Annotated in this window: 9 protein-coding genes and 1 pseudogene; 5 read left to right on the top strand and 5 right to left on the bottom strand. The window is 63.8% G+C overall.

Annotated elements, in window-relative coordinates; genetic code table 11:
• Positions 1–31: 31 nt before the first annotated feature.
• Entirely contained in the window at positions 32–1,555 is a 1,524-nt protein-coding gene (locus tag AC0L30_RS13800) for a glycosyltransferase family 2 protein (RefSeq protein ID WP_035993797.1), read from the bottom strand.
• A gap of 48 nt (positions 1,556–1,603) precedes the next feature.
• Positions 1,604–2,374, bottom strand: coding sequence for a helix-turn-helix transcriptional regulator (locus tag AC0L30_RS13805; RefSeq protein WP_007598058.1), 771 nt, complete (start codon positions 2,372–2,374; stop codon positions 1,604–1,606).
• 183 nt (positions 2,375–2,557) lie between these two features.
• Here AC0L30_RS13805 and AC0L30_RS13810 point away from each other — a divergent pair, with 183 nt between their 5' ends.
• From AC0L30_RS13810 to AC0L30_RS13830, 5 genes and pseudogenes are all read left to right on the top strand, one after another.
• Positions 2,558–4,819: a marine proteobacterial sortase target protein gene (locus AC0L30_RS13810; RefSeq protein WP_007598059.1), complete on the top strand. Its 2,262-nt coding sequence runs from the start codon at positions 2,558–2,560 to the stop codon at positions 4,817–4,819.
• Between the two features lie 169 nt (positions 4,820–4,988).
• Positions 4,989–5,558, top strand: a complete 570-nt coding sequence (locus AC0L30_RS13815) for a class GN sortase (protein ID WP_473367537.1) — start codon at positions 4,989–4,991, stop codon at positions 5,556–5,558.
• Positions 5,559–5,710: 152 nt separating this feature from the next.
• Positions 5,711–6,690, top strand: a pseudogene (locus AC0L30_RS13820) (glycosyltransferase family 2 protein).
• Between the two features lie 162 nt (positions 6,691–6,852).
• Entirely contained in the window at positions 6,853–9,072 is a 2,220-nt protein-coding gene (locus AC0L30_RS13825) for an acetate--CoA ligase family protein (RefSeq protein WP_473404478.1), read from the top strand.
• A 147-nt stretch (positions 9,073–9,219) separates the two neighbouring features.
• Complete coding sequence (locus AC0L30_RS13830) at positions 9,220–10,050, top strand: MlaD family protein (RefSeq protein ID WP_473404479.1); 831 nt, start codon at positions 9,220–9,222, stop codon at positions 10,048–10,050.
• 70 nt (positions 10,051–10,120) lie between these two features.
• Here AC0L30_RS13830 and AC0L30_RS13835 read toward each other — a convergent pair whose 3' ends face one another.
• From AC0L30_RS13835 to fmdA, 3 genes are all read right to left on the bottom strand, one after another.
• Positions 10,121–11,161: an aliphatic amidase gene (locus AC0L30_RS13835; RefSeq protein ID WP_473404480.1), complete on the bottom strand. Its 1,041-nt coding sequence runs from the start codon at positions 11,159–11,161 to the stop codon at positions 10,121–10,123.
• 40 nt (positions 11,162–11,201) lie between these two features.
• Positions 11,202–11,564: an FmdB family zinc ribbon protein gene (locus AC0L30_RS13840; protein WP_473404481.1), complete on the bottom strand. Its 363-nt coding sequence runs from the start codon at positions 11,562–11,564 to the stop codon at positions 11,202–11,204.
• 195 nt (positions 11,565–11,759) lie between these two features.
• Positions 11,760–12,989: a formamidase gene (fmdA, locus tag AC0L30_RS13845; protein ID WP_007598072.1), complete on the bottom strand. Its 1,230-nt coding sequence runs from the start codon at positions 12,987–12,989 to the stop codon at positions 11,760–11,762.
• Positions 12,990–13,001 lie beyond the last annotated feature (12 nt).

The raw sequence follows: 13,001 nt of genomic DNA on the forward strand, positions 1-13,001 counted from the left end.
AGAAGAAACCCCAGGGAATTTTAACGAATTTTCATGAAGGGCCGCTATTCTCTTCGGTGAGCGCGGGGGGTCCCGCGCTTTCGACCTCGATCATGTCGTGGCCGACCTCGATGCCCGCGACGGCCAGACCGAGACGACGAGAATCGCCGACGCCCCTGAACACAGGGCATGCCCAGGCCAGGGTGGCGATGCCTGACGGCGGCAGATCGAGTCTCAGCGTGTAGCCGTCATAACCGGTCGCGACCGCCTCGGGGGCGACGGGCGTGCCGTCGATATAGAATCGCGTGTCGATCGTATCCAGCGGCGCGCGAAGCGCGGGGCTTCGAACGCGAAGGATGGTGCGGCCAGGCATCCCCTTGATGCGCACGGCAGCCTCCGGTTCGCTCCAGCGGAAAGTGTAACCGGCGGAGAACTCCTCGGCATGGAATCCGATCTGCGCGATAACGTGGCCACCAAGAAAGCCGTCGACAGACCGCGCATCTCGCCCGAGACGATGAATGCAATCGAGTCTCTGATGCCGGATCAGCGCAGCGATGTATCGCCGCATCCATCGCGCGATCGCCTCGCTCGATCCGGCGGCCGTCAGAACGACCAGCACGGCCCGCGCGTGCCATGCCCCCAGCCGCGTGAAAGCGCGCGCGCCGAGATCGCCGAGCAGCGCCGGCACGGCCCAACGCCATAACGCCAGCAATTTCTCGCCAGACCGTCCTCGGCCGCCGCCAGCGAGGCTGTAGCGCAGGAGCGCGTTCAGTGCATTGCGGGCGAGCGACGTGCCGGCCTCACTCCGCGAGCTCCACTCGATCGGAACGTCGAGCAGCTCGCTGCCGGGATCGTTGCGGGCCTCGCTCAGATAGCGAATCTCGCCTTGCACGAAGTCGAGCGTGAATTGCTTCAGCTCGTCGATCTCGCCGACATAGTAGTGATGGAAGCGCGCCTCCTCGAGATAGCCTATGGAATGGCCTCTCGCGTGATAGGCGGCGGCAAGCACCCATTCGGCGAAATGACCGAGCTCTTCGCGCAGGCCGCCGCATTCCCAGTAGACGTCTCGCCGCGTCACGAAACACTGATCCAGCACCTTGCGCCAGGGATGCTGCTTCATACCGAACTCGATGTCGGCCTTGTACATGGCGGCCTCTGCCACGGATAACCGGTTATGGCAGATCGGGATCGAACGGCAGGAAAAGCCGGCCCAGTCGGGATGAGCATCGATCGCGCGAATGCAGAGTTCGATCACGTCGGGTTCGGGCCGGCAGTGCGATTCCGTGAAGAACAGATAGCTGCCGCGCGCCTTCGTCGCGCCAAATGCGCAGAGCCCGATGTCGTGTTCGGAATCGGTGAATTCGAGTCGAGCCCTGTTGCCGGCCAGCGTCTTCAACTGCTCGCGTGCCGTGAAATCCGGTGGCACGACCAAAATGATCTCGTAGAGCGATTTGTCGGCAGTCTGCGACGTCCAGCCGAGCCAGGACATCTCCCACTGCCCTCGGTGAGATTCGAGCGGGATAATGATTGAGAACAGCGGAGATTCGCCGTCATCGAGTGCGGGCGCGTCCTGCATGTCCCCTTATAGACGCATGCCGCGTCATTCCGGATAATTTCCTGCGGACTATACCGACAGAAACAGCGCGAACGATTCTTCCACCGTTCGGCGCAGGTGCTTTTGGTACAGTTCATGGTTGGCATCGCCGGGCGCGACCCGACCCAGCGAGGGCTTCGCGAAGTTTCGAAGCGGCACATAGGCGATCGGCGCTGCGATCGGCGTCAGCTGCGAGCCGGGGCCGGCGCGGAGCGTCGAGATGATCCCGTACATTTCGCCGGCGACCGTCGGCCGCGACACGGTGATTACGCGATGCTGGCCATGCTTGATGATGACGAGATAGATGAAGCCGGACTGATGCGGCACGGCGACCTCGCCGGTGTGTTCATAGGCGGCATCGGTCCGCTCCCCCTCGCGGAACACCAATGAGGAGACCTTCGGCTCCCAGACGATCTCGGTGCGGTAGGCGAAGATCGCGTCCTTGTCGCCGAACGACGGTCGCAACGTGATGTAGACGTCCTCGAGCCAGGTCACCGCGCGATGCGCATAGGAGCCGAGGCTGTCGGGCGCGACATCGTTTGCGGCCGGAGGCGTCACCACGGCGGCGCTTCTGCGCAGGGAGACGCCCAGCGCCTGCTCCAGCCGCACTGTGGTCGCCAGTGTGAACGGCCGTCGGCCACCGAGCACCTTCTCCAGCGTCGACAGGCTGAGCTTGGCCTGCTCGGCCAGCGCCTGCCGGGAGATCCGGCGCCTGGCGAGCTCCTCACGGATGGTCTCCGCAATCTCGCGGCTCTGCTCGTCCGAAAGCTGCTTGTCGGTGAATTTGTCCTGCGTCTGCATCGTGGCTCTGCTCCAGGACAGCATCCTAGCAGGGCGGACAAACCAGCACAAAACCGCACTTGGCCATCTCGGAGGCGGCCGGCCGGGCCGGCCGTGGCGGAACATTGCCGATCATTCTGCTCGCGAAACCGCGCCGTCCTGGCCGATGCTCAGAGCCAGCAAACATCCTCGGGAGCAGGCCAAATGGATACCTACGACACGACGGACAGCAACGAACACCCTTGGCTGGGCAGACTCATCGTGGTCGGACTGTTCCTTCTGGCGCAGGGCATCGCGGTGATGCTGGTCGCCTTCGTGGCGCTGCTGGTGAGCTTGGAGCCGGGCTGGTCGGCGACGACGGAGCAGGCCAGCCTGCTTCAGCCCGGCGACGCCAAGTCCGGCACCCTGCTTCTGAAGGAGGATGGCGCCTACACGGAAGCGATCCGCCTCGGCATCGACGTCGACATCACGGTGTCGGGCCCGACATTGCGCGCCCGCGTCACCCAGATCTTCCGCAATCCGACCAAGGACTGGGCCGAGGCGACCTATGTCTATCCGCTCCCCGCCGGCGGTGCCGTCGATTCGCTGAAGATGGTGGTCGGCAATCGCGTCATCGTCGGCGACATCAAGGAGCGGCAGCAGGCGCGCGTGATCTACGAAGAGGCGCGCCGGGCCGGCCAGAAGGCCGCGCTCACCGAACAGGAGCGGCCGAATATCTTCACCAACTCGGTCGCCAATATCGGTCCCGGAGAAACCGTGCTGGTGCAGATCGAGTATCAGGAACCGGTGCATCAATCCGGCAACGAATATTCGCTGCGCCTGCCGCTGGTGGTCGGACCGCGCTACAATCCGGCGCCGATCGTCCAGAGCGTCGATTTCCGCAACGATGGCTCCGGCTGGGGCGCGACGAATTCGGACCCGGTGCCGGACCGCGACCGCATCTCGCCGCCCGTGCTGGATCCCGCCAGGAATGCACCGGTCAACCCGACCAGCATCACGATACGCCTGAACGCCGGCTTTGCGCTCGGCGAGGTCAAGAGCCCCCACCACAACGTCAAGGTCGAGAGCCCGGACAATACGACGCGAATCGTCACGCTTGCCGACGGTGCCGTGCCTGCCGACCGCGATTTCGAACTGACCTGGAAGCCGGCCGCCGCGAAGGCGCCGTCGGTTGGTTTATTCCGCGAGCGCGTCGGCGACACCGATTATCTGCTCGCCTTCGTCACCCCGCCCGCCGCCGAGCAGGCGACGCAGAAGCCACGGCCGCGCGAGGTGATATTCGTGATCGACAATTCCGGCTCGATGGGCGGCACGTCGATCGTTCAGGCCAAGGCGAGCCTCACCTACGCGCTCTCCCGTCTCCAGCCGACCGACCGTTTCAATGTCATCCGTTTCGACGACACCATGGACGTGCTGTTTCCGGCCTCCGTGGCGGCGGATGCCGAGCGTGTCGGTGAAGCCACCTCGTTCGTCAGCGCGCTGCAGGCGCGTGGCGGCACCGAGATGGTGCCGGCGATGCGGGCCGCGCTGACCGACAAGCTCGGCGACGCCGGCATGGTTCGCCAGGTCGTATTCCTGACAGATGGTGCGATCGGCAACGAGCAGCAATTGTTCGAAACGATCACGGCGATGCGCGGCCGCTCGCGCGTGTTCATGGTCGGTATCGGGTCGGCGCCCAACACCTATCTGATGACGCGCGCCGCCGAGCTCGGCCGCGGTGCCTTCACCCATATCGGCTCGGTCGAGCAGATCGAGGAGCGCATGCGCGGCCTGTTTGCCAAGCTCGAGAACCCGGCCGTGACCGGCCTGAGCGCAAAGTTCTCCGAAGCCAAGGCCGACGTCACACCGACGATCATTCCCGACGTCTATCGCGACGAGCCGCTGGTGCTGGCCGCAAAGCTCGACACGCTCGCGGGCTCGGTCGAGATCAAGGGCCGCGTCGGCGACCGCCCATGGTCGGTGACGCTGCCGCTGCAAAATGCGGCCGAAGGCAAAGGCTTGTCGAAGCTTTGGGCCAAGCGCAAGATCGACGATGCCGAAGTGGCGCGCACCGTGCGCGAGATGACGCCCGAAGATTCCGACAAGGCGATCCTGGCACTGGCGCTCGACCATCAGATCGTCACCCGACTCACCAGCCTCGTCGCGGTCGACAAGACGCCGAGCCGTCCCGAGGGTGAGCCGCTCAAGCTCAGCGAATTGCCGATCAACCTGCCGGCCGGCTGGGATTTCGCGAAGGTCTTTGGCGAACGCCAGCAGGTCCCGGCGCAACTCCGCGAGCGTCACGCCGATGCGCGCAGCCAGTCGGCCACGAGGCGGCCGACGCCGGCGGCAACCGATACGATCCGCCTGCCCAAGACCGCGACCTCGGCCGAGTTGAAGATGACCGCAGGCGTGATCCTGATCCTGCTCGCCATGATCCTGTTCGTGTTCAACCGGCGTCAGTCCTTGCTCACTGACGCCGCTTGAGAGAGGAGCTCCCCGAACTCCTCTGTTAGCGCGCGCGGCTGCCCGTCCCACACCAACGGCCGCGCGCGCCTTTTTGTTGTCATTGCGAGCGCAGCGAAGCAATCCAGGCTGCCTCCGCGAAAAGATTCTGGATTGCTTCGCTTCGCTCGCAATGACGAGTGTGGAAACAATGCCCCGCTTCATCTCTCCCCTGGCTCTCGCCCTGATCGGCATCATCCTGTTCGGCGACGGCGCCTACATCCATGCGAAGGCGTGGCTCGCGCAGGTGCTGCTGGAGCGCGCGTTCGACAAGAGCGTTGCGACCGGCGAAGTGGTCAGGCCATGGTCATGGGCCGACACATGGCCGGTCGCGCGGATCGAGGTGAGGCGGATCGGCGCCAGCGCGATCGTGCTGGAAGGCGCGAGCGGCCAGGCGCTCGCTTTCGGTCCCGGCCATATCCGCCAAACGGCTGACGCGGGCGAGCGGGGTGTTGCCGTATATGCAGCGCACCGCGACACTCATTTCCGCTTCCTGCGGAATGTCGCCATTGGTGACTTGATCGATGTCACACGCAGTGATGGCAAGCACTTTCGTTTTCGCGCGGATTCCTCCGCTGTGGTTCGCTTCGATGCCTCGGGCATCGATCCTGCGGCACGGGCAGCCGAACTCGTGCTCGCGACCTGCTGGCCGTTCGACGCCGTCGTGTCCGGCCCCGAGCGCTACATCCTGCATGCCACCCTGATCGGAACCGATGAATAGCGGTTCGCAATCGATCCGCACCCCCCTCTTGAATCCGCCCGGCCTGTAGGGACAATCCCGCATGATGGAACCCGTGAACCGGCGCCGTCGACGGGAGACCTATCAGAATGGCCCATTGAGCATTTTCGCTGCAATTTGCGAGAAGAACGGGGATGGATGAGGAGTTCAGGCAGCGTCTCGAACAGCTCGAAAACCGCGTCGCGCTCCTGGAGAGGAACCAGGATCTTATCGCCGCCGGGCAAAGACGCTCCTCGCTTCGGAGCCTCTGGCGCCGCCCGCCGATGTGGACCTTCGAGCAATATCCGCCGCGTCTGCTCAACCTGACGGCTTTCCCGCCAGCACCTGCGATCCATCCGGGCGCGCCCCGAATCGCGATGGTCACGCCGAGCTACAACCATGCGCCATATCTCGACGCCACGATCGACAGCATCGTCAGCCAGAACTATCCGGACCTGTATTATCACGTGCAGGACGGCGCCTCGATCGACGGCACGCTCGATCTCCTGAAGGGGCGCGGCGATAGCCTGCGCTGGAGGAGCGAGCCGGACAAGGGCAATCCAGCGCCATCAATCTCGGCTTCGCCGGCATCGAGAGCGAGATCATGGCCTATCTCAACAGCGACGACATGCTGCTGCCCGGGACGCTTGCCTATGTCGCAAATTACTTCATCGCACATCCGCATGTCGACGTCGTCTACGGCCATCGCGTCTTCATCGATCGCGAGGGACTCGAGGTCGGCCGCGCCGTGCTGCCGCCCCACGACGGCAAGGCGTTGCGATATGCCGACTACATTCCGCAAGAGACGATGTTCTGGCGCAAGCGCGTGTGGGACAGGATCGGGCCGATCGACGAGAGTTTACACTACGCGATGGACTGGGACTTCATCCTTCGAGCGCAAGCCGCAGGATTCAAATTCGCACGCTTGCCGCGATTTCTCGCCTGCTTCCGAATCCATGACGCACAAAAGACGGCATCCACCTATGCGGTCGGCGTCAGGGAGATGGGCGTCCTGCGGCGACGCGTTCTCGGCTTCGAACCGACACAGATGCAGATCCGGCGCGCCATCGCTCCTTATCTGGCGAAGCAGTTGGCCTATCACTACGCCTACAAACTCGGCATGCTGAGATACTGAACCACGGCGCGAGCAGAGATCCGAAGATGTCGATCACCACCAGGGCTTGACGCGCGCTCATTCCACCGCACGGCATACCTGCCCACGTGGTTGCCAGTCCGAAGAACTCGCCATAGAACAGAGTGACGCACCACCAACAAGAACAACAGGTGAGGTCACACCATGGAAGCTCGCGTATCTGCCGCCTCAGCTTCGTCGCGCCCATGGTCTCCGGCGCCCGATGCCAGCGACATCGTCAAGGGCATCCACGCCATGCTGCATCCGCGCAACATCGTGCTGGTGGGCGCGACCGACAAGCCCGGCAACTACGCCGAGCGCATCTGGAACAATTTGGTCAAATACAGCTACGAGGGCGGGCTCTATCCGGTCAATGCCAAACGCGACGCCATCTGGGGTGTCCCCTGCTACAAGGACTTTGCAAGCCTCCCGGAAAAACCCGACCACGTGCTGGTGCTGGTGCCGGCGCGCTTTGCCGTGCAAGTGATCCGCGACGCCGCCGCGGCCGGCGCGCGCTCGGCCACCATCGTCACTTCGGGCTTCAGCGAGTTGCAGGATGAGGAAAGCCAGAAGCTCGCCGCCGAACTGCAAGCGGCCGTGCGCGAGACGGGATTGGCGGTCACCGGCCCGAACTGCCTCGGCAATTTGAGCGCGGGCGAAAAGCTCTTCACCAATATCGACGACCGTATCGTCACCATGGAACAGGGCGCGGTGGCGATTGCCGGGCAATCCGGCGCCATCGTCATGGCGATCCGCCAAGCTTTGGAAGATCGCGGTGTCGGGGTCGGCTACATGGTGACGACCGGCAACGAGGCCGGGCTCGAGACGCCGGACCTGATGCGCTATTTCGCCGAGGATCCGAGCATCAAGGTGATCGTGGTCTACCTCGAAGGCGTACGCAACACCAAGGCATTCCGGGACGCCTGCAAGGCGGCGCGCGCCGCGAGCAAACCGGTGATCGCGCTCAAGCTCGGGGCCTCCGAGGGTGGCCGCGCGGCGGCGATGGCACACACCGGCGCGCTCGCGGGCTCGATCGAGACATTCGACGCCATTGCAACGCGCGAAGGGGTCATCAGGGTCGGCGGGCTCGACGAGTTGATCGAGACCACCGAATGCTTCGTCCATGCCGCTGTGCCCAGGGGGGACCGGCTCGCCGCAGTGACGCTATCCGGCGGCAAGCGCGGCATGCTGATCGACGCCTTCGATGCAGAAGGCCTGAATTTTGCACCACTCAGCTCGCATGTCCGCTCGGAGCTGGCAAAGATGCTCGGGCCGGGCTCGATCGTCGGCAACCCGCTCGACGCTGGCTTCGCCGCGGTGGTCGATCCCTCCGTCTACCTGAAATCGATCGGGCTGATGATCGACGACCCCGAAATCGACATCGTCATCATCGATGCCGAGCTGCCGAAAGCGCCGCACGAGCTGCGCGAGCGCAATCTGCGCATCGTCGACGAGATGGCGAGCCGGGCCGGCAAGCCGGTGATCTATATCAGCGCGATGTCGATCGGCTTCACCGAGTTCACCAAGACCTTGCGCAAGTCGCTGCCGCATCTTGCGGTGATGCAGGGCATGGACCGCGCGGTGACTGCGATCAAGTCGCTGCTCGACTACGCCAAGCTGCGCAAGGAAGTGCCCGATATCGTCTCGAGCTCGAAGCCGGCCGCGCGTGCCGTGCTTGAGAAGGCGCTGAAATCGGCAACGGGCGCCGCGCTCGACGAGGTCGCCTCCAAGAAGCTGCTGAAGGCCTATGGCATCCCGATCTCGAAGGAGGCAATCGCGCAGACGGCAGCCGAGGCCGTGAAGATCGCCAAGCAGATCGGTTTCCCGGTCGTGGCAAAAGTCGTCAGCGCCGAGATCCTGCACAAATCAGATATCGGCGGCGTGGTGCTGAATCTTACCAACCCGGCCGAAGTGAAGAAGGCGTTCGCCGACATCACCGCGCGGGTGAGCAGGCTGAAGGGCAAGCCGAAGCTCGCCGGCATCCTGATCGCGCAACAGGTCAAGGCCGATCTGGAACTCGTGGTCGGCGCCTCCCTCGATGCCGAGATGGGTCCGGTCGTGCTGTTCGGCACCGGCGGCATCGACATCGAGCTGATGAAGGACGTCGCGCTCGCCGGTGCGCCGCTGGACGAGGCTGAGGCCCGGCTCCTGATTGGACGCACCAAGGCCGGAATCAAGATGCGCGGCTATCGGGGCAAGCCGGCCTTGCACGAGGCCTCCGCGGTGAAGGCGCTGGTCGGCCTCTCCAACCTGATCGCGGATGCCGGCGACCGGATCGCCTCGATCGACGTCAATCCGTTCCTGATCAATGCCGGGACCGGCGTCGCCGTCGATGCCCTCATCGTGCTGAACGATGCTGCGGCAAAACGCGCCGCCGGGCATTGATGTCGCGTAGGGCGGATTGGCGCAGCGTAATCCGCCAAATCGGTCCATGGCCGCACGAGGCGTTGGCGGGTTACGCTTCGCTAACCCGCCCTACGTACCATTGCAGCTCCTTCCAACTTCCCTCGTTTGGCCGTAAAATCACCCCGCATGGCACGCGCGAGCAATCTGGTGATTGGAACGGCGACGCTGGCGGTGATCGCCGTGGCGTTCGGCGGCGTGCTCGGCGTGCAGAAATGGCGCACCCTCCAGAGCCGCAGCCCGTTGCGCGTCGTGTTCGAGGGCGGCTCGGCGAGCGGATTGCGCCGCGGCGGGCCGGTCAATTTCGACGGCGTCCCCGCAGGCCAGATCCTGTCGATCAAGCTGGACAATCCGCGCAAGGTCGTGGCCCTGGTGATGCTCGACAACTCCGCGCCGATCCGCAAGGACACCGTCGCGGGCATCGAGTTCCTCGGTCTTACCGGCGTCGCCGCGGTCTCGCTGATCGGCGGCGCGCCCTCCGCACCGCCAGTGCCGCTGGATTCGGACGGCGTCCCCGTGCTGACCGCCGATCTCAGCGACGCCGAATCAATCGTCGACACCCTGCACAGTGTCGACCGCACGATCGTCAGCAACGCCCCGGCGATCAAGGAGGGCCTGCGCACGTTCGAGAACTACACCGCCGATCTCAGGAGCAAGGGCGGCGAAATCGATTCCGTCATGGCCAAGGTCGACAGCGCCTTCGCGGGCTTCGACAAGGCGGTCACAAAGATCGAAGGCGTAGTGCCCGGCTTTGCCGACGGCAAGGCCGACGAGCTGTTCGAAAAGATCCAGGGATTGCACGAGCTCGCCGACACCATGAGAAAGAAATCGGCGAACTTCCTCGAAGACATCCGCCGATCGCTGCTCGACGTCAGCGAGGCCACCAACAAGATGAGCGGGACACCCACGCCGGCCGCCGCTCCGCGACCGCCACGCAAGCCGGCGCAGCAGAAACGGTAGACCCTCATCACGCGGAGTGCATGACGCCGCCCTTGTCGGCGTAGGACCGTGTAGTTGATGCAGCCATGGCTCAGTAGTTGCTCGGTCCCGCTTCATTCGGGATGCCGTCGATCGGGCATTCGGCGGTCCCGGGCGTCGCGCGCGTCATCGCTTCGACGATGTCCCTTGTGCCTTCGGGATCCGCGATCCAGTTCTTGTAGAAATCATAGGGACAGGCCGCTACGCCGCGCGGGCTTTCGCCGGAATTGATCATGCCGGTGTAGCCGCGATGGACGAGCTTGTAGAGATGGTTCTGCGATTGGCCGTTGCGGCGCGCATCGCGGATCAGATGCTTCGACAACTGGGCATATTGAATGCCGTAGTCTTCCTCGCCGCACTCGCCGAGGGTGCGGCCGTCGAAGCCGATGATCGCGGAGTGACCGAAGTAGGAATAGACCCCGTCGAAGCCGGCGGCGTTGGCGACCGCGACATAGACGTTGTTGGCCCACGCCATGGCCTTCGAAATCAGGATCTGCTGCTCCTTGGCCGGATACATGTAGCCCTGGCAGCGTACAATCAATTCGGCCCCCTTCATGGCGCAGTCTCGCCAGATCTCCGGGAAGTTGCCGTCGTCGCAGATGATCAGGCTGACCTTCATCCCCTTCGGGCCGTCGGAGACATAGGTGCAGTTGCCGGGATACCAGCCCTCGATTGGCACCCACGGCATGATCTTGCGGTACTTCTGCACGATCTCGCCCTTGTCGTTCATCAGGATCAGGGTGTTGTAGGGCGCCTTGTTCGGATGCTCCTCGTGGCGTTCGCCCGTGAGCGAGAACACGCCCCAGACCTTGGCCTTGCGGCAAGCCTCCGCAAAAATCGCGGTCTCTTCACCGGGGACCGCGCAAGCGGTCTCATACATCTCCTTGGAGTCGTACATGATGCCCTGGGTGGAGTATTCCGGGAAAATCACCAGGTCCATGCCGGGAAGGCCGGTCTTCATGCCCACCACCATGTCGGCGATCTTGCGGGCGTTGTCGAGCACCTCGGCCTTGGTGTGCAGGCGGGGCATCTTGTAGTTGACCACCGCGACGCCGACGGTGTCGTTGCTGCTGGAGATGTCACCGTGAAGCATTTGAATTGCTCCTCTACTCTGTTTGAGATTGCCGCGCGAATCAGTGGCTGATCATCCAGGGCCGCGCGGTAGGGAAGCCCTTGGCGCCGCTCCTGGTCTTGGTCACCAGGCGCGCCGGCTTTTTCTTGTCCGACAAGTTTTTTCCCGTCGAGCGGCAGCCGCAGCCGGGGCCATGCGAGGCCTTGTATTGCGCCAGCGTCTGCGGCGCGTGCGTGCTGCGCTCATTGACGGCGTGAGCCTTGCGCGTCTCCGACGGCATGCAGAAGAAGTTCGGGGCGGTCAGAATGACGCGCGGCGCTATGATTTCACATTGCGGACAGACCTGCGGATCGTCGCATTCAGACATCGGGCGCAGATCCTTGAACGGACCGCAATCGTCACAGAGATATTCATAGACCGGCATCTTGTGTCCCTTTGCGTTTAGTGACGACGGAGCGTCAGCTTCACCTCGCCCCGCTTGCGGGGAGAGGTCGGAACGCATCGCAAGATGCGTTCCGGGTGAGGGGGAGTCTCCGCGCGCTCACTGCTGCTGTTCGCGCGGAGGCAGCCCCTCACCCCAACCCTCTCCCCGTAAGAACGGGGGAGAGGGAGCGCGGCGTCATTTGTCGGGTGAGATCGGCATCTGGATATCACCCTTGATGTGCTTGATAGGTCCGGCCGAGGACGGCATCACGTCGAAGTCGAAAATTTCCGTCGGCAGCCATAATGTGGCGCAGGCGTTGGGCACGTCGACCACGCCGGAGATGTGGCCCTGAACCGGTGCGGTGCCAAGGATCGAATAGGCCTGGGCGCCGGAGTAGCCGAACTTCTTCAGGTACTCGATCGCATTCAGGCAGGCCTGGCGATAGGCGATGGTGACGTCGAGATAGTGCTGCTTGCCGGCTTCGTCGACCGAGATGCCTTCGAAGATCAGATAGTCCTTGTAGTTCGGCGTGATCGGCGACGGCTTGAAGATCGGATTCTTGACACCGTACTTCGCCATGCCGTCCTTGATCACCTCGACCTTCAGATGCAGCCAGCCGGCCATCTCGATCGCACCGCAGAAGGTGATCTCGCCGTCGCCCTGGCTGAAGTGCAGATCGCCCATCGAGAGACCGGCGCCGGGCACATAGACCGGGAAGTAGATCTTCGAGCCGCGCGAGAGATCCTTGATGTCGCAATTGCCGCCATGCTCGCGCGGCGGCACGGTGCGCGCGCCTTCCGCGCCGATCTTGTCCTTGACCTCGCCCTTGGCGCGGCCGCCATGAGCGGTCGGCGCGAACGGTGGATTGGCAAGGCCGGGCACACGAGTCGGATTGGTCGCTATCAGCTCGGCCTCGCGCTTGTTCCAGGTGTCCAGCATCTTCGGATCGGGCAGACAGCCGATCAGGCCGGGATGGATCAGGCCGGCGAAGTTGACGCCCGGAATATGCCGCGACGAGGTGTAGAGGCCCTTGATGTCCCAGATCGACTTCTGCGCCAGCGGGAAATGATCGGTGAGGAAGCCGCCGCCGTTCTGCTTGGAGAAGAAGCCGTTGAAGCCCCACATGCTCTCCTTCATCGGACCGACGTCGAGCAGGTCCACGACGAGGAGGTCGCCGGGCTCGGCGCCCTTGACGCCGATCGGGCCGGAGAGGAAGTGCACGATCGACAGATCGATGTCGCGGACGTCGTCCGCGGAATCGTTGTTCTTGATGAAACCGCCGGTCCAGTCATAAGTCTCGATGATGAAGTCGTCGCCGGGATTGACCCAGGCTACGATCGGAATGTCGGGGTGCCAGCGGTTATGCACCATGTCATTTTCATAGGCCGACTTGGTGAGATCGACCTTGATCAGTGTCTCTGGCATCGAGAGGCTCCC

It is taken from the genome of Bradyrhizobium sp. MI1.11, from assembly GCF_055811255.1.